The 20,781-nt window shown below is 63.3% G+C and carries 20 protein-coding genes; 10 read left to right on the top strand and 10 right to left on the bottom strand.

What is annotated here, in order from left to right; genetic code table 11:
- Positions 1-10: 10 nt before the first annotated feature.
- Both selD and senB read right to left on the bottom strand, forming a co-directional pair.
- On the bottom strand, positions 11-2,377 hold the full coding sequence (gene selD / locus L63ED372_RS14385) for a selenide, water dikinase SelD (RefSeq protein ID WP_062406887.1): 2,367 nt from the start codon (positions 2,375-2,377) through the stop codon (positions 11-13).
- Entirely contained in the window at positions 2,377-3,351 is a 975-nt protein-coding gene (gene senB, locus L63ED372_RS14380) for a selenoneine biosynthesis selenosugar synthase SenB (RefSeq protein ID WP_062406885.1), read from the bottom strand. Before senB ends, selD begins: the two co-directional genes overlap by 1 nt.
- 109 nt (positions 3,352-3,460) lie before the next feature.
- Here senB and senA point away from each other — a divergent pair, with 109 nt between their 5' ends.
- Positions 3,461-4,648: a selenoneine synthase SenA gene (senA, locus tag L63ED372_RS14375; protein WP_062406883.1), complete on the top strand. Its 1,188-nt coding sequence runs from the start codon at positions 3,461-3,463 to the stop codon at positions 4,646-4,648.
- A 13-nt stretch (positions 4,649-4,661) separates the two neighbouring features.
- Here senA and egtD read toward each other — a convergent pair whose 3' ends face one another.
- Positions 4,662-5,630, bottom strand: a complete 969-nt coding sequence (gene egtD, locus L63ED372_RS14370; RefSeq protein ID WP_062406881.1) for an L-histidine N(alpha)-methyltransferase — start codon at positions 5,628-5,630, stop codon at positions 4,662-4,664.
- A gap of 113 nt (positions 5,631-5,743) precedes the next feature.
- On the opposite strand from egtD, the gene L63ED372_RS14365 reads away from it, so the two are divergent.
- Genes L63ED372_RS14365 through phnE form a run of 4 tightly spaced genes read left to right on the top strand, consistent with a single transcriptional unit; the run spans position 5,744 to position 9,194 of the window.
- On the top strand, positions 5,744-6,613 hold the full coding sequence (locus L63ED372_RS14365; protein ID WP_062406879.1) for a putative selenate ABC transporter substrate-binding protein: 870 nt from the start codon (positions 5,744-5,746) through the stop codon (positions 6,611-6,613).
- Positions 6,614-6,631: 18 nt separating this feature from the next.
- Positions 6,632-7,471 (top strand): phosphonate ABC transporter ATP-binding protein, encoded by an 840-nt coding sequence (locus tag L63ED372_RS14360; RefSeq protein ID WP_062406877.1) that lies wholly within the window; start codon positions 6,632-6,634, stop codon positions 7,469-7,471.
- Between the two features lie 32 nt (positions 7,472-7,503).
- Positions 7,504-8,364 carry a PhnE/PtxC family ABC transporter permease gene (locus L63ED372_RS14355; RefSeq protein WP_062406875.1) on the top strand — a complete coding sequence of 287 codons (861 nt, stop codon included), beginning with the start codon at positions 7,504-7,506 and terminating at the stop codon, positions 8,362-8,364.
- Positions 8,361-9,194 (top strand): phosphonate ABC transporter, permease protein PhnE, encoded by an 834-nt coding sequence (phnE, locus tag L63ED372_RS14350; protein WP_062406873.1) that lies wholly within the window; start codon positions 8,361-8,363, stop codon positions 9,192-9,194. The genes L63ED372_RS14355 and phnE overlap by 4 nt, the downstream gene beginning before the upstream one ends.
- Positions 9,195-9,229: 35 nt before the next feature.
- On the opposite strand, the gene L63ED372_RS14345 is transcribed toward phnE, so the two are convergent.
- Entirely contained in the window at positions 9,230-9,901 is a 672-nt protein-coding gene (locus L63ED372_RS14345; protein WP_062408177.1) for a LysE/ArgO family amino acid transporter, read from the bottom strand.
- Positions 9,902-10,069: 168 nt separating this feature from the next.
- On the opposite strand from L63ED372_RS14345, the gene L63ED372_RS14340 reads away from it, so the two are divergent.
- The gene (locus L63ED372_RS14340; RefSeq protein ID WP_062406871.1) at positions 10,070-10,999 is read left to right on the top strand and encodes an HTH-type transcriptional regulator ArgP; all 930 of its coding nucleotides are present in this window, start codon (positions 10,070-10,072) and stop codon (positions 10,997-10,999) included.
- Between the two features lie 25 nt (positions 11,000-11,024).
- Here L63ED372_RS14340 and L63ED372_RS16545 read toward each other — a convergent pair whose 3' ends face one another.
- The 5 genes from L63ED372_RS16545 to L63ED372_RS14320 all read right to left on the bottom strand — a co-directional run bounded on the left by L63ED372_RS16545 (position 11,025) and on the right by L63ED372_RS14320 (position 16,178).
- The gene (locus tag L63ED372_RS16545; protein ID WP_197275275.1) at positions 11,025-11,192 is read right to left on the bottom strand and encodes a hypothetical protein; all 168 of its coding nucleotides are present in this window, start codon (positions 11,190-11,192) and stop codon (positions 11,025-11,027) included.
- Between the two features lie 10 nt (positions 11,193-11,202).
- The gene (locus L63ED372_RS14335; RefSeq protein ID WP_062406869.1) at positions 11,203-12,276 is read right to left on the bottom strand and encodes a YeeE/YedE thiosulfate transporter family protein; all 1,074 of its coding nucleotides are present in this window, start codon (positions 12,274-12,276) and stop codon (positions 11,203-11,205) included.
- Between the two features lie 9 nt (positions 12,277-12,285).
- On the bottom strand, positions 12,286-13,236 hold the full coding sequence (locus L63ED372_RS14330; RefSeq protein WP_062406867.1) for a sulfurtransferase: 951 nt from the start codon (positions 13,234-13,236) through the stop codon (positions 12,286-12,288).
- A 124-nt stretch (positions 13,237-13,360) separates the two neighbouring features.
- Positions 13,361-14,623 (bottom strand): MFS transporter, encoded by a 1,263-nt coding sequence (locus tag L63ED372_RS14325; RefSeq protein WP_062406865.1) that lies wholly within the window; start codon positions 14,621-14,623, stop codon positions 13,361-13,363.
- A gap of 22 nt (positions 14,624-14,645) precedes the next feature.
- Positions 14,646-16,178, bottom strand: a complete 1,533-nt coding sequence (locus tag L63ED372_RS14320) for a YifB family Mg chelatase-like AAA ATPase (protein ID WP_062406863.1) — start codon at positions 16,176-16,178, stop codon at positions 14,646-14,648.
- 381 nt (positions 16,179-16,559) lie between these two features.
- On the opposite strand from L63ED372_RS14320, the gene L63ED372_RS14315 reads away from it, so the two are divergent.
- From L63ED372_RS14315 to L63ED372_RS14300, 4 genes are all read left to right on the top strand, one after another.
- The gene (locus L63ED372_RS14315) at positions 16,560-17,288 is read left to right on the top strand and encodes a TorF family putative porin (RefSeq protein ID WP_062406861.1); all 729 of its coding nucleotides are present in this window, start codon (positions 16,560-16,562) and stop codon (positions 17,286-17,288) included.
- Positions 17,289-17,316: 28 nt separating this feature from the next.
- Entirely contained in the window at positions 17,317-17,655 is a 339-nt protein-coding gene (glnK, locus tag L63ED372_RS14310) for a P-II family nitrogen regulator (RefSeq protein WP_062406859.1), read from the top strand.
- Between the two features lie 23 nt (positions 17,656-17,678).
- Complete coding sequence (locus L63ED372_RS14305; protein ID WP_062406856.1) at positions 17,679-19,214, top strand: ammonium transporter; 1,536 nt, start codon at positions 17,679-17,681, stop codon at positions 19,212-19,214.
- Positions 19,215-19,390: 176 nt separating this feature from the next.
- The gene (locus L63ED372_RS14300) at positions 19,391-20,347 is read left to right on the top strand and encodes an SMP-30/gluconolactonase/LRE family protein (protein ID WP_062408176.1); all 957 of its coding nucleotides are present in this window, start codon (positions 19,391-19,393) and stop codon (positions 20,345-20,347) included.
- Positions 20,348-20,352: 5 nt separating this feature from the next.
- Here the strand turns inward: L63ED372_RS14300 and L63ED372_RS14295 are convergent, their stop codons facing one another.
- Positions 20,353-20,724, bottom strand: a complete 372-nt coding sequence (locus L63ED372_RS14295; protein WP_062406854.1) for a nuclear transport factor 2 family protein — start codon at positions 20,722-20,724, stop codon at positions 20,353-20,355.
- Positions 20,725-20,781 lie beyond the last annotated feature (57 nt).

Below are 20,781 nucleotides of genomic sequence, written 5' to 3'. Positions count from 1 at the left end.
TTGAAGGCATTCAGGTTTTCAGCAGCACCGGCTCGATGGCTTGGCTTTGTGCAGTGATGCGGCCGATGATGGCGGTGTGCACGTAGCCAGCCGCCTTGAGCGCTTGCACGCAAGCGCCCGCCTGCGCTGCGGGCACGCTGGCCAGCAGGCCACCTGCGGTTTGCGGGTCAAACAGCAAGGGATAACGGGGGTCGCCCAAAAATTCGTCGGCGTTGCGCAGGGCGCGGCGCAGGCGCACATTGGCGGGCTGCAAAGAGCTGACAATGCCCGCTTGCACGCAGTCCACCGCGCCATCCAGCAGGGGCAGGGTGCTCATGGTCAGTTCTGCGTCCACGCCGGACGGACGGGTCATCTCCACCAGGTGGCCCAGCAGGCCAAAGCCGGTCAGGTCGGTGCAGGCGGTGGCGCCGTGGGTGCGCAAAATTTCAGCGCCCGATTGGTTGGACAGCACCATCGACTTGAGCGCCGCATCGATCCAGCGGCCCTTGGCGGCATAGCGGGCATGCGCGGCAAACAGGGTGCCGGTGCCAATCGGTTTGGTCAGCAGCAGCACATCGCCGGGCTGCATGCCGCCCTTGCGCATCACGCTGTGCATCTTCTCGTCGATCAGCCCGTTGATGGCAAAGCCCAGGGCCAGCTCGGCACCTTCGCCCGTGTGCCCACCCACCAAGGCGCAACCTGCGGCGTTCAGCACTTCAATCGCCCCACCCATCATTTGGGTCAGCAGGTCTTCCACCTTGCTTTCCAAGCCCGGCGGCACGGTGACCACAGCGGTGGCGGTTTGCGGCTCGCCCCCCATGGCAAAGATGTCGCCCAGCGCGTGGTTGGCCGCCACTTTGCCAAACACATAAGGGTCGTCGATGAAGGCACGGAAAAAATCCACCGTCTGCACCACAGCCATGCCCGCTGGCACACGCACCACCGCTGCATCGTCTGGCGAATGCAGGCCGATCAGCACGTCTGGCCGCTCGACAGGCTGCAATTGCCCCAAGGCGCGGGACAAAATGCTGGCGCCGACTTTGGCTCCACAGCCCCCGCAGCGCATCGCAATGGCCGAGATGGCTTGCAGCGACTCTTCAGAGGTCAGGTTCAGCTGGGTGGTGTGCCCCTTGCCTTGGGCCTGGATGTCTTTGAGCAGCTGGCCCATGGCCTGCACGGCCTCGCGCACCTGGGCCCCGGCTTGGCCAGGGCTGCCTGCCCCGGGCATGGACGGGAATTCGGTGAAGCGGCGCATGAACTCGCGGTCGATGCGGTCCTTCCAGCGCCAGACCCAGGCCCCCGCAAAGCCCAGTGACCCGCGTGAGGCCACGGCGAAGCGGTTGCCCGTGGAAATGAGGGCCAGCCAATGGCGTTGCGGGTCGTAGGCCAGCAGTTTTTGACCGCGCAGGCTGCGGCGCAAATTCTCGGCCAAGGGCTTGGCCATGCGCACGGCAAACACCCCCGCTTTTTCCAGCGGGCGTTCCACAAACGAGGCGATGTCACCCGCCGCAAACACCAGCGGGTCGTTCAGGGTTTGCAGCTGCGGGTGCACCAAGATGCAGCCTTGTTTGTCCAACGCCAGGCCAGTGCTTTGCAGCCAAGCGGGGCCACCGGCTTGGGTCACCCACATGGTTTCGTCCGCATCGAAGGTGCGCCCGTCGCGCGTGTGCAGACAACCGGGCGAGACCTGGATCACTTCGGCCGAGGTGTGCACTTCGACGTTGCGTTCCTGCAGCACTTGTGCAAACCGTTTTCGCACACCCGGGTTGTGCGTGGGCAAGATCGTGTCGCCCGAAGTCAGCAACACGAATTTCAGGTCCTCGGGGCTGCGGCCCAAGGCTTTGAGTTCGTGGCGCAAGCGGTATTGCATGGACAGCACCAACTCGATGCCGCCTGCGCCCGCGCCCACCACCGCAATCGTCATGCGGCCCCGGTGCACAGGCCACTGGCGGGCTTTGTCCATCAGGGCCAACCAGCGCTGGTTGAATTGTGCAATCGGCTTGACCGGCACGGCCAGCGATTGGGCCCCCTCGACATGGCGCACTTGCGGTGTCGAGCCGATGTTGATGGACAACAGGTCGTAGGCCACGGGCGGCCGGTTTTGGCAAATGATTTTCTGGTTTTGGCGGTCGATGCCGACTACCGCATCGTGGTACAGCCGCGCCCCGGCAAAAGCACACAGGCGGCCCAGGTCGATGTGCACTTCGTCAAAGCTGTAATGGCCCGAGATGTAACCGGGCAGCATGCCCGAGTAGGGGGTGTCGATGTCAGTGCAGATCACGGTGATGCGCAGGCCCGGCTCGGGCTTCATGGCGAACATGCGCAGCACGCCCACATGGCTGTGGCCACCCCCGACCAGCACCAGGTCGCGCAGCACAGGTTGAGCAGATGGTTTCATCACATTGTCCAGAGGTCTTGCACAAAGCGGTGCAAGGCGGCACATTCGGCCTGAGGTTCAAACAAGGGTGCGCGCAAGGCGCACTGATGCCTCAAGTGTGCCATCAGGCTGGGGCCGTTTTGTGGTGAGCGGCAAGCTTGTAATAAATGGGCCAGGACCTGCGCGTCACCGGGCTCAAAGTAGCCCGCGTAATCCTCGCCCAATAGGCCCACATTGCCGTCGATGCGCGAGGCCAGCACGGGCGTTCCGCTGCAAATCGCCTCCATCAGTACATGGGCACCGCCTTCCATGCGGCTGCAGTGCACCAACAGGTGTGCACGCTGGATGCGTTGCAGGGTTTGCGCATGCGGCACCGCCCCCAACCAGCGGTAATGTGGACACTGCGCTTGGGTGGCTTGTGCGGCCTGGCCCAGTGCGGGGTCAAGTGCGGCGCCGATGTGGTCGATGAAAACGCCTGCGTCTGGCGGTAACCGTCGCGCGGTAGCCATCAGGGTGAGCGGGTCTTTTTCTTCACGCAAGTGGCCCACCATCACCACGCGCAAGTGGCGTGCGGTTTTGGGCAAAGTCTTGCGCGTGCCGGTGGACTGAAATATCACACGGGCCTTGGCTTGATGCTCAGGGGGCAGGCTTTTCACGCCCAAGCCTTGCAACACCACCAAGGAATGCGCCAGCGCCAGCGAGCGCTGTGCCTGCGGGTCGTGCGCGATGTCGCGGTACAGGTCGGTGCCGGTCAGCACCACGCCCAGACCGCGCGGGCCTTGCCGGTTGTGCCAGGCCTGCACCGCGTCGGCCGAGCGGCGGGCGTGCAGGGCCAGCATCACTTCGTCATCATCTGCTTGTGAGTCGGGCCACTGGCGCACGATGCGGGCAGAATGCGCAGACAACACCTGTTGCCAGCGGCGCGCCGTTTGCCAATTGCCATTGTTGGCGTCGGCCAGGGCCGGGCTGACAATCACCACACGAAGTTTTTGCATGGGCGGTTTATACATGAATGGCAGTAACACGGTGGGGGCAGGGCAGGTTCCAACCAGCACCTCATGGGTTGGGGTTTTTGACCGTTCTTTTGTGGCCTGTCAGGGGCCCGTGCACAGCGTTGTGCGCACTGCCGGTCCTGCGGTTTTGGCCCAGGCCCTGCAACGCACCCGCGCCCGCACGCTGGGCCTGATGCAGGCCTGGCAATACGCCATGCCCGATCTGTCGGTGCCGCCCTCGCCGGGCATGAATCCGCCCCTGTGGGAGTGGGGCCACATCGCCTGGTTTCAGGAATGGTGGACGGTGCGCAACCGCCAGCGCCACTGGGGCACACGCAGTGCCAGCGCTGGCGAAGCTTTTGACGCCTCCTTGCTGCCCGATGCCGATGCGCTCTACAACTCCAGCGAGGTGGCGCACGACAACCGTTGGGCCTTGCCTTTGCCCGATCTGGCCGGGACGCAGGCCTATTTGGCGCAGGTGCTGCAGCGCAGCTTGGGCCATTTGCAAGCGCTTGAGGCGCTGCACGCAGTCGGGCAGCCGCTCACAGACGAGGCGCTTTACTTTTGGCGACTGGTCCTGCAACACGAAGACATGCACAACGAAGCCTCGGTCTACATGGCCCAAGCGCTGGGGCTGGCTTTGCCACCGGCCTTGTGCTGGCGCGAATCCGCATCTGGTGATGCGCGTGGGTTGGAGACACCTTTGGGGCAAACAGGGTCCGTTCATGTCCCCGCGCAGGTTCACACACTGGGCTGCTCAGGGCCGGGGTTTGCCTTTGACAACGAGTGCCAGGCCCATCCGCAGGCCCTGGCGGCGTTCGAGATCGATCTTGCCGCTGTGAGCTGGGCGCGTTACCTGCCTTTTGTGCAAGCCACGGGCCATTCGCTGCCGCCCCATGTGCGCTGGCTTGACGGCGCTTGGCAAGCACAACGCTTTGGCCAGTGGCAGCTGCTCGACCTGATGGCCCCTGCGGTGCACCTGAATGCACACGATGCCCAGGCTTGGTGCCAATGGGCGGGGCGGCGCCTGCCCACTGAAGCCGAATGGGAATGCGCCGCGCAGCAGCCGGGTTGGGTGTGGGGCCAGGTGTGGGAGTGGACGGCCAGCGACTTTGCGCCCTACCCGGGCTTTGAGGTGCACCCTTACCGCGACTATTCAGCACCTTGGTGGCATGGGCACCGTGTGTTGCGTGGGGCGTGCGCCGCCACTTCGGCCAACGTGGTGGATGTGCGGTATCGCAACTTTTTTGTGCCCGAGCGGCGCGATATATTTGCGGGCTTCAGGTCGGTGGCGGTGTAAACAGTCGGTGTCGTCAGGCCGTGGCCCATAAGACCGTAAAGCGCTGGGCGGGATCGGTCCAGGCGCGGGTCTGGACAAAGCCTGCTGCGTGCAACAAGGCCTCAAAGTTCGGCACCGTCCACTTGCAAGCGTTTTCGGTGTGGATGGTTTCACCTTCAGCAAACAGCCGCTTGCCGCCTGGCCACTGCACGGTGACCGCGTGGCGTGCTTGCAGGTGCATCTCCACGCGCGACTGCTCGGCGTTGAAGCGCGACACGTGGCGCCAGTCGCGCACCACAAAGTTGCTGTCCACCAAGCGGTTGATGTGCAGCAGCAGGTTCAGGTCAAAGGCCGCGGTCACGCCCAGGGCGTCGTCATAGGCCGCCTCCAATTCGGCCGCGTCCTTGAGCAAATCCACCCCGACTAGCAAACCGCTGCCTTGGGCTGTGCCACAAGCGCGGTGCAGGCTTTGCAAAAAGCCCAACGCCTGATCGGGCGTGAAGTTGCCGATGCTCGAGCCCGGGTAAAACAACACGCGCGGCTGCGCCGCATCCAGCCCCAAGGCGTCGGGCAAATCCAGGCCGCCCGAAAAGTCGGTGCCCAGGCCCGTCATGGGCAAGTCCGGGTGCTGGCGCTGCAGGCTGTCCAGGGCCTGGCGCACAAAGTCCACCGAGATGTCTACTGCCACATAACGCCCCGCTTGCAGGGGGCCCAGCAGTCGCCCGGATTTTTCGCAGTTGCCCGCGCCCAGGTCGATCCAGCAAGCGCCTGTGGGCAAGTGCTGGGCCATGTCTGCGCTGTGCAGGCGCATGAGTTGCGCCTCGGTGCGGGTCAGGTCGTATTCGGGCAGCTCGGTGATGGCCTCGAACAAGCGCGAGCCCAGCGCGTCGTACAGGTATTTGGGTGAGGTGAAGGCCTGCGGGGCGCTCAGGCCCTGCAAGAGCTCCTGCGCCACAGCGGCGGCGTTGTGCTGGTACAGCTGGATGAATTGGGGTGTGGCCATGCGGCATATTAAGTCACCACATCCGCTACAGCTTTGAGAAGGTTTGGCCCTTATAAGGCGGAGTGCAAGGATTTCAGGGTGTAATCGCTGTTGTTTGTTTTTTGAGATACACCATGAACCACGCCTTTATTTCCAAATTCTTGTCCTCGGTTTGTGCGGGTTTGCTGGCCTTTTCGGCTATCAGCTCGGCCCAAGCCCAAACCACGCTGCGCGTGACCACCATCCCCGAGGAAGCCGCCACCGAGCAGGTGCGCAAGTTCACGCCCTTGGCCAATTACTTGGAAAAGCAACTGGGCATGAAAGTGCAGTTCACCCCTGTGACCGATTACCCCGCTGCGGTGGAGTCGTTGGTGAACAAGAAGGTCGATGTGGTCTGGTTTGGCGGCTTCACCTTTGTGCAGGCCAGCATCCGTTCGGGCGGCAAGATCGTGCCCATCGCTCAGCGCGAAGAAGACACACGTTTCCAGTCGGTGTTCATCGCCAAGACCGATTCGGGCATCAAGACGCTGGCCGACATGAAGGGCAAGCAAGTCTCTTTTGGCTCACAAAGCAGCACCTCGGGTCACCTCATGCCACGCAGCTTCTTGCTGCAAGCCAAGATCGAACCTGAAAAAGACTTCAAGCGCATCGCCTACAGCGGCGCCCACGACGCCACCATCGCTTCGGTGGTCAGTGGCAAGGTCGATGCCGCAGCGCTCGACATCACCGTCTGGAAAAAGTTCGTGGCCGAGAACAAGGTCGACACCCAAGCCGTGAACGTGTTCTACACGACACCGCCTTACTTCAACTACAACTGGTCGGTGCACGCCGACATGCCTGCCGACTTGCGCGAAAAAATCAAGGCCGCCTTGCTGGCCCTGAACCCCGCCAACCCCGAGCACGCCGAGATCCTGAAGCTCAACCGCTCGACCCGTTACATCTCCACCACGCCCGAAAACTACAAGGGTCTGGAGTCGGCCGCACGCAGCGCGGGCTTGCTCTAAAGCCTGAGCGGCAGCGCGGTGAACATCGAGCTTTTGGGCCTGGAGGCCCGGCATCCGGCAGCCTTGCCCGGTGCGCCAGCGGCTTTGCGGGCGCTGAACCTGCGCCTGGCCGCAGGCGAGCAGGTGGCCATCATTGGCCCCTCGGGCGCGGGCAAAACAACTTTGCTGCAGGTGCTGGCCTGTGCCCAGCCGCCCACCCAAGGCTCACTGCAATTGGCGGGCGTGAACCCTTGGACACTGTCTGCACGCGCCCTGCGCAGTACACGCGGCCAATTGTTTCTGGCCCCGCAGGTGCCGCCGCTGCCGCCGCGCCAGCGCGTGGTGACTTCGGTGCTTGCCGGGCGTTTGCCCAGCATGGGCTTGTGGGCCAGCTTGCGTTCGCTTTTTTACCCGGCAGACATCCCGGCCGCTTACGAAGCGCTGGTGCACTTTGATTTGGGCGACAAATTGTTCGACCGTGTGGACCGCCTGTCGGGCGGTGAGCGCCAGCGCGTGGGCCTGGCCCGCGCCCTGTTGGCCCCGGCCAGCCTGTGGCTGATCGACGAGCCGTTGTCGGCACTTGACCCGATGCGGGCCCGCATGGCCATGTCGGCTTTGGTCAACTTGGCCGCCGAGCGCCAGGTCACGCTCGTGGCCACGCTGCACCAGGTGGACATGGCGCTGGCGCATTTCCCGCGCGTCATTGGCCTGCGCGATGGTCAGTTGGTGTTTGACTTGCCCTCTGCACAGGTGAGCCCCGAGCGCCTGGCGCATTTGTACGACCAGTACGAACACGAATTGCGTGGCGAGGTGTTGTCTGTGGCCTTGCCAGACGATGCACCTGCTAGGCCCGCGCCCGTGGTGATGCATTGCCGCTGACGCGGCCAGGTCTTTCACGCCACGCACCGACCATGTCCGCCTCCGTGTCTCCCTTGCCTGTCAGCCGCCCGCGCCCCATGGCGCCGTTGCGTGATCCGGCTTTTGCCGCACGGGTGTTTTGGTTGAGCCTGGCCTTGGTGCTGTTGTGGCCATTGGGTGTGGCCACCGAGTTTCGGCCTTGGGTGTTGTGGGAGCCCGAAAACCGCAAGGTCACCGCCGACTTTGTGCGCAGCTTTTGGCCACTGGTGCACCACGCCGAATTCATGCAGATGGTGGTTCGCGAAACCTGGCGCACCGTAGCCATGGCCACCGCGGGCGTGACGTTGGCGCTGGTGCTGGCCGTGCCCTTGAGTTTGTTGGCCACACGGGTTTTGTCGCTGTCGGCCTTGTCCGGCCGCATGGACCGCTGGCCAGCGGTGTTGCGCTGGTGTGTGCGGGCCACTTTGATTGTGTTGCGCAGCATTCCTGAACTGATCTGGGCGCTGGTGTTTGTGCGTGTGGTGGGCCTGGGGCCCACGGCGGGCGTGCTGGCGATTGCACTGACCTATGGCGGCATGTTGGGCAAGGTGTATGCCGAGATTTTGGAGAGCGGCGAGAGTCACGCCACCCAAACCCTGATGCGCAACGGCAGCGGCCGCTTGCAAGCCTTTGTGTACGCGCTCTTGCCCAGCCACGCGGCAGAACTCGCCTCCTACACCGTGTACCGCTGGGAATGCGCGATCCGCTCCTCCGTGGTGTTGGGCTTTGTGGGTGCGGGCGGCTTGGGCCAGCAATTGGACAACTCGATGAAGATGTTCAACGGCGGCGAAGTGGCCACCTTGCTCTTGGTGTTCATTGCGCTGGTGGCACTGGCCGACCGCGTGAGCGCTTGGCTGAGAAAGGCGCTGGCATGAAGCCCTTTTCTCGGGAAGCGGCCAACCCGCCCTACAAATTGCCGCCACCCATTTTTGATGCACGCTGCCGCGCTTGCTGGTTCACAGCCGCCCTGCTGGTCTTGGTGGTGGCCAGTTTTGTGTCTCTGGAGCTCGACTGGGCGGCATTTGCATCGATGGAAGCGGCACGCAGCATGGTCCGCTTTGTGGCCGAGTTTTTCCCGCCCGACTTCTCGCCCGTTTTTGTGAACAAGGTGGCCTGGGCCGCTTGGGAGACGCTGGCCATGTCGGCGCTGGGCACCGCCATCGCGGCGGTGCTGGGCTTGGCGCTGGCCGTGCCCGCCAGCCGCATGTCCGCCCAAGACCCGGCTTGGCTGCGCAGCCCCACACGCTGGGTGCTCAACGCCTTGCGTGCCATTCCTGAATTGGTGTGGGCCGCTTTGCTCTTGATCTCTGCGGGCCTCGGGCCCATGGCGGGCACGCTGGCCCTGGCCCTGCACACCAGCGGCGTGCTGGGCCGTTTGTTTGCCGAGGCCATGGAGAACGTGCCCACCGGGCCGGGCGACGCCTTGCGCACCCAAGGCGTGGGGCCGCTGAGTGTGTTCTTTTATGCCACCTTGCCCCAGGTGTTGCCGCAACTCATGAGCTACACGCTGTACCGCTGGGAAAACAACATCCGCGCCGCCGCTGTGCTGGGCGTGGTGGGCGCTGGGGGCTTGGGCCAGTTGTTGTCTTTCCACATGGGGCTGTTCCACATGAACAAGACCGCCACCATTTTGGCGGCCATGCTGCTCATGGTGGCGTGTGTGGACGCGCTGAGTTTTGCGGCGCGTCGCTGGTTGACGCGCTGAGGCGCTCAGGATTCAAGACGCTGGTGGGCTCGCCCTCAAAGCAGGCTGAAGCCCAGCCACAGTGCTGTACCCCACATCATCAGTGCCACCGCGCCGTCGAGTGCACGCCAGATGTGCAGTGAATGCAGACGCCTGCCCAGCCAAAAGGCGGCAGTGCCCAACACCAAAAACCAGAGCATCGAACCCGCCGCTGCGCCCAAGCCAAAGACAGTGCTGCCTTGCCCATAGGCCAACGAAGCGGTGCCGATCAGCACAGCCGTGTCCAGCCAAGCGTGTGGGTTGAGCCATGAAAAGGCCATTGCCGACAAGATGGCCTGGCGGCGCGACACGGCGACGGGCTGTGGCTGGCTGCCGCTTGTGGCGCTGTTGGACTCGCTGGGGCCATCGGCTGAGGGCAAATCCAGGGTCAATGCTTGGGGCCGCAAAAACCGCTGAAACGCCTGCCAGCCATAGACCGCCAGAAACAGCATGCCTGCGCCCACCAGTGCGCCGTGCAGTTTGTCGGACAGGCCACCCAGCTGCGCCAAACCCAGCACGCCCAGGCCAATCAAGGCGATGTCGGCCACGGCGCAGACGGCCACCGTGAGCCACAGGTGCTGGCGCTGCAGGCCCATGCGCAACACATGCGCGTTTTGTGGGCCAATGGCCATGATCAGCGAAATGCTCAGCACCATGCCAGCGGTGAAGGTGGGAAAGCTCAGAACCATGGGAATCTCCGGGGGCCTCATGAGGCCGTATAAGGCCGTGAAAGGCGGTGTGATGCGGGGCAACCTGAGTGGGCTGCCGGTGAATGGCCCTGAGTGTGCGGTTGAAGCCCTTTGATTTAAACCATCTTCAATTAAACTCACATCACTCAATTTATTTTTAACAAGTACATGCTCGACGCCCGTCAACTCGAAGCCCTGGCCGCCGTGGTGGAGCACGGTAGTTTTGGTGCGGCGGCCCAGGCCTTGTCGCTCACGCTGGCGGCGGTGTCCTTGCGCATCAAGGCCTTAGAAGATACTTTGGGCCAGCGCCTGCTGGTGCGGGGCAAGCAGGTGCGGGCCACTCCGGCGGGACAGAGTTTGCTGGCCCATGTCAAACAAGTGCGCATGATGGAGGCCGACCTGCTGGGGGGCTTGCAAGGCACGTCGGTGCGCAAGGCGCAGCGCTGGCAATCGCTGAGCGTGGCGGTGAATGCCGACTCGGTGGCCAGCTGGTTTTTGCCCGGTGTGGCCCCTTTGCTTTTGAAGCACCATTTGTTGCTTGAAATCCTGATCGATGACCAAGACCACACGCACGACGCTCTCAAAAGCGGTGATGTGATCGGCTGCGTGAGCACCTTGGCCGAGCCGATGCGCGGCTGTGTGGCCGAGCCGCTGGGCACCATGCGTTATTGCTGTGTGGCCACACCTGCGGTGGTGAAGCGCTGCCAAACGCCCAGCGGTGCGGTGTCCTTGCACAAAATGCTGGCGCAGCCTGCGGTCATCTTCAACCGCAAGGACGCCTTGCAAGACACCTTTTTGGCCCAGCACTTTGGCCTGCTGCAGCCCCATTACCCGCGTCACTTTGCCCCGGCGGTCGAGGCCTTCGAGACCGCGATCGAGTTGGGCCTGGGCTGGGGCATGGTGCCCGAACAGCACCTGGCGCAACGTGCTGCGCTGCAGGCGGACCCTGCGCAAACTTTGCAAGATCTGCTGCCCGGAGCGACGGTGGACGTGGCCCTGTATTGGCAGCACTGGGCCCGTGAGGCCCCTTCAGCCCAGCGCCTGACCGAGGCTGTCAAAGCCACGGCGCGATTGCATTTGCGGCAGGCTCAGGGCTAGAAGCCTGGCCTATGATGGGGCCCGATCACTTGGCCATCGAACAATGCCCGCCACTCGTGGCCTGGCCCGAGCCTGCCGCAATCAGGGGCGGCTCGTTGCGCAGGTCCACCGGGTCGGAGGCCTGAAAGTCCCAGGCCAGAAAAGCGCTCAGCGTCAGCCAGAAAACCGCTTGCAGTTTGTGCGCCGTGTTCATGTGGCCTCCATCAGAACTGGTAGTGGCGGCGCACGCGCACGCCAATCAAGGTGCCCGCAAACGCCAAAGGCACCCACAGCCAGCCGTGCAAGCTGCCGGTGGAGATGCCGCTCAGCATGGCGCCGATGTTGCAACCAAAGGCCAGGCGCGAGCTGTAGCCCATGACGAAACCGGCCACCAGGCCAATCACCCATTGCTGCGTGGTGAGGGGCTTGCTGCTGGCCGGGGACTTGGCCGAGACCCACAACGCACCGCCCAGAATGCCGATGTTGGTGATGGTGGTCACGTCCATGAACACGGTTTGGGTCAGGCGCTGCGCGTTGCCCGCTTGGCCCCAAAACGCGTTCGCGGTGGGGTCAAAAGCGCCCAGCGCCACCGAGATTTTGGCCGCCCACAGGCCAAAGCCATAGACCACGCCCCATGGCTGCCCGGCCAACAACAAGTTCAATGTCGCCAGCGCGGCGAGCGCCACCGCGCCCCAGACCCAGCGTTTGTCGAACCAGCTTTGGCCCGCGCCCACCCAAAGGCGCACGGCCACCAACACGGCGGCCAGCAGGGCCAGTGTCAAGGCCAAAGCGCCGCCCGTGCCGTATTCGGCAGAAAAACTGACCGGGGCGGTTTGGCCCAGTGACAACCAACTGTCCAGGTGCACCGAACCGAGGAAGCTGCCCAAGGCGAACAGCGGCAAGATGCCCATGTTGAGCGGCACGCCCAGGCCCGCTTTGTACAAACTGCCCGAGCCGCAGCCGTCGGCAATTTGCATGGTCAGCCCGAACACAAAAGCGCCCACCAGCAGGCTGACGCTCGGTGGCCCCAAGGCGGCGTGCAGTTCAGAAAACTGCCCCAGCAGTGGCAGCGCCGCCAAGCTGGCCAGTGCCAGCAGCAGCACCTGCCCGGTCACGCCCTGTGGGTTGCGCTGCTCAATGAGCTGGCGCCAGCCGGTGGTGAAACCAAAGCGGGCGGCTGCCAAAGCCGCGCCCATGCCCACGCCCACCAGCATCAGCACGGCTTGGCGGATGGACACGGACAGCGCCAAAAAGATGAAAAAGGCGGCCAGCAAGGCCGCCAAAGGAAGGCGTTTCATGACCTGAATTTACTTGAAGGTTTTCTCGGCCCAGAACTTGGCGTCGATCAAGAGCTGCTTGGGGCGGCTGGGCACGTTGGCCATGGGCAGGCCGCTGGCGTCTTTGGACCACTCCACCATGGAGCCCGCATAGAGCCTCACGTTTTTCTGGCCCAGCACCTCGGACATGGCAAACCAGTTGGTCGCGGCCCAGTGGCCGGTGTTGCAAAAGGACACGGTCTCTTTGGCCGGGTCGATCGGGCTGGCAGCCGCCACTTTTTGGGCCTGCTCGGTGTTCACAAAGGTGGAGGTGCCGGGGGCAAACCATTTGTCGTGCTCGACGTTCACCGCGCCTTGCAAGGTACCGGGCACGCTGGCGGCCACATGGCGGGTGTCACCATTGAAAAATTCTGCTGGGCGGGCGTCGATCAGGGCAGCATCACCGGCTTTCACGCGGGCGACCAACTCTTCTTTGGTGGCGACCAGGCTCTTGTCGATTTGCGGCTGGAAGCTGCTGGCCGCGACTTTCACGGCTTGGTTGTTTTGCGGCAAACCGGCTGTGGACCAGCCCTTCACACCGCCGTTGAGCACCGACAGCTCTTTGAGGCCCAGGACTTTGAGGGTCCAGTAAACGCGGGCCGAGGCCCCAAAGTCGGTGGCATCTGCGCCGCTGGACACAATCACCGCGTGGGTGCTGGGGGTCAGGCCCAGGCTTTGCACCAAGGTGGTCAGCTTGGGCAGAGCGGGCAATTCGCCAGGGTTGCTGGCCGGGCCGCGCCAAGTGCCATAGGGCGCGTTGACCGCGCCAGGGATGTGGTTGGCGGCATAGGACTTGGGGTCGCGGATGTCGATCACGCGCACGTTGGCATCAGACAGTTTGGCCTGCAGCTCGACGGGGCTGAGCAAAGGCTGGGCGGCGAAAGCGGGCACGGAGAAGGCGGTGGCCGACAAGGCCAGAACCAAGGCAGAAATGCGTTTCATGGGGTCGTTCCTGAAGTGGATGAACAAAAGATGGCGCGATTGTGGCCAGCCGCTTCAGACATGGGAACGATTTTTTAGTTGGTTATATATGCCAATGTAGATATAAGGAAGCACGGAACTCGGGTCAGCGCACGGGCTTCAGGGCAGAGCGTTGTGCTGCCCAAAGCGCCCCGGTGCCCAGCAAACTGGCCGTGAGCAGCCACCACAGCGCCAGGGTGTAGCCGTGCTGCGGCGACCACAGCAAACCCAGGATCAAGGGTGCCGCAGCCCGGGCCAGCGCAATCGGCAAACCCAGCAAGCCGTTGAGTTGCCCCACATGCGTGCGGCTCACGTACTGCGCCATGGCCGTGCCTTTGACGATGGTGTTCATGCCATTGCCCAGGCCGTAAAGCAGCACAAACACCAAAGAGGCCACAGGGCTCAGCCCACCGATCAGCAAGGCCACGATCCCGGCCGGAATGAGGGTTGGAATCCAGCGGTTGGCAGCGTGCACATCCCAATAACGCTCGAACACGAACAGGACCAGCCGCCCCAGCACCTGAATCACCCCAATGGCCGCCGGAATGGCCAGCACCCAGGCGGGGGACAGCCCCGATTCCTGCAGCAAGGCGATCATGTGCGCGGGCAGGGCCGAGGTCACCGACATGGTCAGCACCATGAACAAGGCCAACAGCCAAAACGGCGCGTGCCGCAGGTGCTCGCGAACGGGCACAGTCACGGGCACCGTTGGGTGCAACATGTCGGCAGGTGCGCCTTGTTTGGCTTGTGTGCGGTCGGTGTGGCGGGCCTCTGGGCGCGGTGCCCCGTGCAGCAGCCAGCCGTGCAAGGGCGCACACACCAGCAGCTGCAGCGCAGCCAAAGCCCACAGGGCTTGCCGCCAGCCCCACAACTCCATCCACCAGGCAAACAGCGGAATGAACACCGTGCTGGCCAAGCCACCCAAAAACGTGAGTGTGATGATGGCGCGGCGAAAGTCTTGGGCAAAACGGCGCGTGACCACGGCAAACGCTGGGGTGTAGAGCGTGGCCGCCATGCCCAGGCCCAGCCAGATCCAGGCGGCATAAAAGCCCGCCACCGATGTCACAAAGCTGTGCCCCAGCAGCCCCAGGCCCACCCACACCGAGCCCAGGGTCATCACCTGCCGCTCGTGCCCCGCATCGATCCAACGACCCACCCAGTAAGCCATCAGCCCTTCGGCCAGCAAGGCCAGACTGAAGGCCAGCGAAGACTCGGCCCGGCCCATGCCCAGCTCGGCCTCCAGAGGCATCATGAGCAAGGAGAATGTGTAGAAAACGCTGCCCCAGGTGATCAGCTGGGGCAGGGACAGCCAGACGCTGAAGGGCCCCAGTTGTGTGGCTCTCAGAGCGTGTGCGCTGGTGTTGGACATGTCTGAATTATCCGTGCCCCTTTCACTGCCCCTGCAGCACCCGCCGGTACTGCAGGGCCTCGGCCACATGCACCGAGGCGATGGTGTCGCTGCCAGCCAAGTCGGCGATGGTGCGGGCGACTTTGAGGCTGCGGTGCACGCTGCGCCCGCTCCAGCCGAGTTTGGCGGCGGCTTTTTGCAGCAAGGCGGTGGCGCTGTCGTCCAAACGTGAATGGGTGTCGATGGCCTGGCCTTGCAGGGCGGCGTTGGCGCAACCTTGGCGGGCCAGGGCGCGTTCGCGGGCGGCCCCGCTGCGGGCGGCGATGGCTTCGGTGCTCTCGCCCGGCGGGGCGTTCAACAGGTCTTGTGCACCGAGACTCGGCACTTCGATGTGCAGGTCAATCCGGTCCAGCAGCGGGCCACTCAGCTTGCCTTGGTAGCGGCTGACCTGGTCGGGCGAGCAGCGGCAGGCCCGCGTGCTGCTGCCCAAATAGCCGCAGGGGCAGGGGTTCATGGCCGCGATCAACTGAAAACGCGCCGGAAACTCGGCCCGCCGTGCCGCTCGGGCGATAGTGATGCTGCCGGTCTCCAGCGGCTCGCGCAGGGCCTCCAATGCGGCCCGGGGGAATTCGGGCAGTTCGTCCAAAAAGAGCACGCCATGGTGGGCCAGTGAGATTTCGCCCGGCCGGGGCGGCGAGCCGCCGCCCACCAAAGCCACCGCGCTGGCCGAGTGATGCGGCTGGCCTGTGGGGCGCTGCGCCCATCGGCTGAGCTCAAAGCGCCCGGCCAGGCTGGCGATGGCCGCTGACTCCAGCGCGTCTTCAATCGACATGGGCGGCAGCAAGCCTGCAAACCGTTGCGCCAGCATGGATTTGCCCGAGCCCGGTGGGCCGACCATGAGCAAGGAGTGTCCCCCGGCGGCGGCGATCTCGAGCACGCGCTTGATGCCTGCTTGGCCTTTCACGTCGGCCAAGTCCGCATAGCGCGGTGGTGCGCTGGGCGTGTGCGCGGCCATGCGGGCCCAGCCGTCCGTGGGCGCGGGCGGTGGTTCGCTCGAGGGCGGCAAAAACTGTTGCACCACATCCAGCAGGTGCTGGGCGCGGAAGACTTCGGCATCGGGCACCAACGCCGCTTCTTCGGCGCTGCCCGGTGGCAGCACCAGCCGGGTGCGCACACGCTGCTGGCGCAGCACCAGACTCATGGCCAGAGCGCCGCGCACCGGCCGCAATTCGCCCGACAGCGACAATTCGCCTGCAAATTCATAGCCCGCCAGCTTGCTGGCATCGATCTGGCCGCTGGCGGCCAGGATGCCCAGCGCAATCGGCAAGTCCAGTCGTCCAGAATCCTTGGGCAAATCGGCGGGCGCCAAGTTCACGGTGATGCGCTGGTTGTGCGGAAAGTCGAGCCCGCTGTTTTGCAGGGCCGAGCGCACCCGTTCGCGCGCTTCCTTGACTTCAACATCGGCCAGCCCCACCAGCGTGAAGCTGGGCAGGCCGTTGGCCAGATGCACCTCGACCATGACGGCCGGTGCGGCCAAGCCCACCAGGGCGCGGCTGTGGATGGTGGCCAGGGCCATGTCTCGTCCTCCCTCTTTTTTTATGGACACCAGTGTAGAGGAGGCCGACAGATTTTGGGGGGTGGTTGGGGTGCCAGGCGTGTGCTGGGTTCGGTGAAGCGGACAGGCCCATGCGTGCACCGCAAAGGTGTTTAGGCGGATCTCAGGATCAGGGCTTGCCCAGTTGCGCACCAAATTGAGTCGCAAACCTTTCAAATGCCTCAAATTGGTGCGCCTTGGGTGTGCTGGCCCACCGTGCAAGTCAAGCGGGCGGGTTGGAATGCAGGGCAAGCGCCTTCAGAGGGAAAGCGCGGCCATCAAGGCTTCTGTGGGGGTGCGGTGTGCAGCTTGGCACGCTCCCTGCTTAGAGGCTGAGTCCTTTCATCTTTTTTGGAGTCCGTTATGAAAAAATTGCTCGTTCCTTCCTTGTTGGCCCTGTCTTTGTTGGCCGTGACCGGTGCAGCACAAGCACAAGCTGCCGAAAGCACCTTGTCGTTCAACGTCGGCACCACCACCGATTACCGCTACCGTGGCATTTCCCAGACACGTCTGAAGCCTGCTGTGCAAGGCGGTGTGGATTACGCTGACAAGAGCGGTTTTTATGTGGGTGCCTGGGCTTCCAGCATCAAGTGGATCAAGGACGCAGGTGGTGACGCATCGGCCGAGGTCGATGTGTACGGCGGCTACAAAGGCGCTGTGGGCGATGTGGCCTATGACGTGGGTTTCCTACGCTATGAGTACCCCAGCAACAAGCTGGCCGTGAGCGCCAACACGAATGAAGTCTACGGCGCTGTGACCATGGGTCCCGCCACTTTGAAATACTCGCACGCTGTGTCCAACCTGTTTGGTTTCGCAGACAGCAAGAACAGCTACTACGTAGACCTGAGTGGCACTTTTGACCTGGGCAATGGCTTCAGCCTGGTGCCACATGTGGGTTACCAGTCCGTTAAAAACAACGGCGCTTACTCGTACAGCGATTACTCCGTCACCTTGGGCAAAGACCTGGGCAATGGCCTGTCCGTCAGCGCTGCTGTGGTGGGCACCGATGCAGACAAAACCATGTATGTCACGCCCGCTGGCAAGTTCACCGGCAAGACGGGTGTGGTCGTGGGCCTGAAATACGCCTTCTGATCGCCACGCAACTCAACAAGGAGCCATCATGAAACTGGTGACCGCCATCATCAAACCCTTCAAGCTGGACGAAGTGCGTGAAGCACTTTCGGGCATCGGCGTGCAGGGAATCACCGTGACCGAAGTCAAAGGCTTCGGTCGTCAAAAGGGCCACACCGAGCTGTACCGCGGCGCGGAATACGTGGTCGACTTTTTGCCCAAAGTGAAGATCGAAGCCGCTGTTTCTGACGAGCTCGTTGAGCGCGTGATTGAAGCCATCGAAGCCGGGGCCCGCACCGGCAAGATCGGCGACGGCAAGATCTTTGTGTACGACCTCGAACAAGTGGTTCGCATCCGCACCGGTGAAACCGGCGCTGAAGCCCTTTGACAGACAAGAAAGAGAGTCGACAAATGAAGAAACTACTCGCTACCCTGGCCTTGGGCCTGAGTCTGGGTCTCGGTATGTTCGGTACGGCATCTGTCGCGACCGCACAAACCGCTGCCCCTGCAGCCGTGACAGCCCCTGCGGCTGACGCCAAGCCAGCCGATGCCGCACCGGCACCTGCAGCACCTGCTGCTGCCGCTGCCGCGACGGAAGCTGCGCCAGCGTTGGTGCCCAACAAGGGCGACATCGCTTGGATGATGGTTTCCACCATCCTCGTGATCTTGATGGTCATTCCGGGTCTGGCCCTGTTCTATGGCGGCTTGGTGCGCAGCAAAAACATGCTATCGGTGCTGATGCAAGTTGTGGTCACCTTCTCGATGATCACCGTGCTGTGGTTCATTTATGGCTACAGCTTGGCGTTCACCGAAGGCAATGCGTTCATTGGTGGTTTTGACCGCCTGTTCATGAAAGGCATCTGGGACAACGCTGCGGGCACTTTTGCCAACGCTGCCACGTTCAGCAAGGGCGTTGTGATTCCTGAAATCACCTTCGCAGCCTTCCAGGCCACGTTCGCAGGCATCACCTGTGCTCTGATCGTGGGTGCATTCGCCGAGCGCATCAAGTTCTCTGCCGTGCTCGCCTTCATGGTGCTGTGGTTCACCTTCAGCTACCTGCCTGTGGCGCACATGGTTTGGTTCTGGATGGGCCCTGACGCCTACACCGCCAAAGAAGTCGCCGATGAAATGACTTCTAAAGCGGGTCTGATCTGGCAGTGGGGTGCATTGGACTTTGCAGGCGGTACTGTGGTGCACATCAACGCCGCTGTCGCAGGCTTGGTCGGCGCCTTCATGGTGGGCAAGCGCGTGGGTTATGGCCGTGAAGCCATGGCCCCCCACAGCCTGACTTTGACCATGGTGGGCGCGTCCTTGCTGTGGGTGGGTTGGTTCGGTTTCAACGCCGGCTCGGCCCTGGAAGCCAACGGTTTCGCGGCGCTCGCCTTCATCAACACCTTGGTCGCGACAGCGGGTGCGGTCCTGGCCTGGTGCGTGGGTGAAGCGCTGATGCGTGGCAAAGCCTCCATGTTGGGTGCAGCTTCGGGTGCAGTGGCCGGTCTGGTCGCCATCACGCCAGCCGCAGGCAACGTGGGCATCGGCGGTGGTTTGGTGATCGGTATCGTGGCAGGCTTTGCTTGCCTGTGGGGTGTGAACGGCCTCAAGAAGATGCTCGGTGCTGATGACTCACTGGACGTGTTCGGTGTGCACGGCGTGGGCGGTATCGTCGGTGCCTTGTTGACCGGCGTGTTCAACTCGCCTGCTCTGGGTGGTCCGAGCGCTGTGGGTGATTGGGTCACGGTGGCCATGATTGCTCCCGATGCTTACTCCATCGCTGCGCAGGTCTGGACTCAGGCCAAGGCTGTGCTGCTGACCATCGTCTGGTCGGGTGTGGTCTCGGTGGTCGCCTTCAAGATTGTTGACCTGACCATTGGTCTGCGTGTCACCGAAGAAGAAGAGCGCGAAGGTCTGGACATCGCTTCACACGGCGAGTCGGCCTACCACGGCTAAATTCCGGACACTGCAAGTTTCATTGCAAGCGGTGGCGAAAGCCACCATCTCATCAGCCCGCAGCGCTTCGGCACTGCGGGCTGTTTCTTTGGGGGGGTCTTGTGTGCGGGATTGATCGAGGTACGTTCCAGGGTGGGACCTTCGAGTGGTGATGTCGCTAGGGCACAATGGATTTCATGCACGCACCTGCTTTGTTGACACCCACTTGGACTGCCCTGACCACCGAACCCGATGGCTTGGGCGAGTCGCCTTTTTGGCACCCACATGAGCAGCGCCTGTACTGGGTGGACATTCCCGGGCGGCGCATCGCGCGTGTGGCGGTGCAAGGCCTTCAGGCCCAAGGGCCGGTCGACCATTGGCCTTTGACACAAGAGCCAGGCTGCATCGCGCCCCTGCAAGGCGGCGGCCTGGTCATGGCCCTGCGGGATGGCATTTACCTCGCACGCGAATGGGGCGGCCCCTTGCAGCTGCTGGCTGCCGCGCCGTATGACACGAGCAAGCAACGCTTCAACGATGGCAAGTGCGATGCCCAAGGCCGCTTTTGGGCTGGCAGCCTTTTCGAGCCCAAAGACCGAAAGTTGGGCGTGCTGTACATGTTGGACGGGCAAGGCTTGCATGCCATGCTGGGCGGCGACAAGGACGGAGTGGTCACCGCCAACGGACTGGCTTGGTCACCCGACTGCCACACCGCTTATTGGGCCGATACGGCAGCGCACCAGGTGCGGGCTTTTGACTTTGACGCGGCCAGCGGGCAACTTTCCAACGCCCGCGTTTTTTTCCAAGCTGTGCCCAAACCCGCAGGCTGGGCCTGGGGCAGTGCTGCGCCCTACGGCGGCAGGCCCGACGGTGCGGCCGTGGATTCTGAGGGCTGCTACTGGTCCGCCCAATACGAAGGCGGGCGCCTGCTGCGTTTTTCGCCACAAGGCGAAGTGCTGGCCGAAGTGCCCACACCGGCGCTGTGCCCCACCATGCCCTGCTTTGGCGGGCCGGACCTGAAGACCCTGTTGGTTACCACCGCTCGCCATGGCCGCAGCGATGCGGAGCTGGCAAAGTACCCCGGTGCTGGGTGCGTTTGGGCGATGCGGGTGGAGGTGGCGGGTAATCCCACTGAGAGTCACCGCATTGCGACTTAGAGCGGTTACGCCATGAAAAGCGTCTGCGGTCCTATTGCGAAGGAAGCGCTTTGTATCAGCCCTTTCTCCACGAGATACACACAGACCAGTTCAACGCGTCCAGGGCCCTCGGGAAAAGTCCTGGTGACGTCTTCATGGTCGATCACGACATTGCCAAAGGTTTCGCGCCGAATCAGTTGGGCGTGAAGGTGAGGCTCGTGGAAACGTGCCAAGGCACGAGCCCGGATTTGTGCGTGCCCATCGGCCAGCAAGGGGCCGCCCAGTTCAATCTGTTTGGCGTCAGGCGCGTAGGTACTGAGCCAGGCGTCCACATCCTTGGCGTTGTAGGCATCAAGTTGACGCTGGACGACCACTTCAGGTGAGGTGAATTGCGGCATGGGCAGTGCTCCGGGCAATGAAGAGGATAACGTTCGAGCTAAGCGGGCGACAGCGGC

Origin of the sequence: Limnohabitans sp. 63ED37-2 (assembly GCF_001412535.1) — a bacterium.
Lineage (GTDB): Bacteria > Pseudomonadota > Gammaproteobacteria > Burkholderiales > Burkholderiaceae_C > Limnohabitans_A.
The sequence above is the reverse complement of the archived record's forward strand: the minus strand, read 5'-3'. Positions and strand labels throughout refer to the sequence as shown.

Excerpts from the sequence above, each read along its gene's own strand:
- selD (WP_062406887.1), bottom strand. The coding sequence starts at position 2,377 with ATGAAACCATCTGCTCAACCTGTGCTGCGCGACCTGGTGCTGGTCGGG.
- senB (WP_062406885.1), bottom strand. The coding sequence starts at position 3,351 with ATGCAAAAACTTCGTGTGGTGATTGTCAGCCCGGCCCTGGCCGACGCC.
- egtD (WP_062406881.1), bottom strand. The coding sequence starts at position 5,630 with ATGGCCACACCCCAATTCATCCAGCTGTACCAGCACAACGCCGCCGCT.
- L63ED372_RS14365 (WP_062406879.1), top strand. The coding sequence starts at position 5,744 with ATGAACCACGCCTTTATTTCCAAATTCTTGTCCTCGGTTTGTGCGGGT.
- L63ED372_RS14355 (WP_062406875.1), top strand. The coding sequence starts at position 7,504 with ATGTCCGCCTCCGTGTCTCCCTTGCCTGTCAGCCGCCCGCGCCCCATG.
- phnE (WP_062406873.1), top strand. The coding sequence starts at position 8,361 with ATGAAGCCCTTTTCTCGGGAAGCGGCCAACCCGCCCTACAAATTGCCG.
- L63ED372_RS14345 (WP_062408177.1), bottom strand. The coding sequence starts at position 9,901 with ATGGTTCTGAGCTTTCCCACCTTCACCGCTGGCATGGTGCTGAGCATT.
- L63ED372_RS14340 (WP_062406871.1), top strand. The coding sequence starts at position 10,070 with ATGCTCGACGCCCGTCAACTCGAAGCCCTGGCCGCCGTGGTGGAGCAC.
- L63ED372_RS16545 (WP_197275275.1), bottom strand. The coding sequence starts at position 11,192 with ATGAACACGGCGCACAAACTGCAAGCGGTTTTCTGGCTGACGCTGAGC.
- L63ED372_RS14335 (WP_062406869.1), bottom strand. The coding sequence starts at position 12,276 with ATGAAACGCCTTCCTTTGGCGGCCTTGCTGGCCGCCTTTTTCATCTTT.
- L63ED372_RS14330 (WP_062406867.1), bottom strand. The coding sequence starts at position 13,236 with ATGAAACGCATTTCTGCCTTGGTTCTGGCCTTGTCGGCCACCGCCTTC.
- L63ED372_RS14325 (WP_062406865.1), bottom strand. The coding sequence starts at position 14,623 with ATGTCCAACACCAGCGCACACGCTCTGAGAGCCACACAACTGGGGCCC.
- L63ED372_RS14320 (WP_062406863.1), bottom strand. The coding sequence starts at position 16,178 with ATGGCCCTGGCCACCATCCACAGCCGCGCCCTGGTGGGCTTGGCCGCA.
- L63ED372_RS14315 (WP_062406861.1), top strand. The coding sequence starts at position 16,560 with ATGAAAAAATTGCTCGTTCCTTCCTTGTTGGCCCTGTCTTTGTTGGCC.
- glnK (WP_062406859.1), top strand. The coding sequence starts at position 17,317 with ATGAAACTGGTGACCGCCATCATCAAACCCTTCAAGCTGGACGAAGTG.
- L63ED372_RS14305 (WP_062406856.1), top strand. The coding sequence starts at position 17,679 with ATGAAGAAACTACTCGCTACCCTGGCCTTGGGCCTGAGTCTGGGTCTC.
- L63ED372_RS14300 (WP_062408176.1), top strand. The coding sequence starts at position 19,391 with ATGCACGCACCTGCTTTGTTGACACCCACTTGGACTGCCCTGACCACC.
- L63ED372_RS14295 (WP_062406854.1), bottom strand. The coding sequence starts at position 20,724 with ATGCCGCAATTCACCTCACCTGAAGTGGTCGTCCAGCGTCAACTTGAT.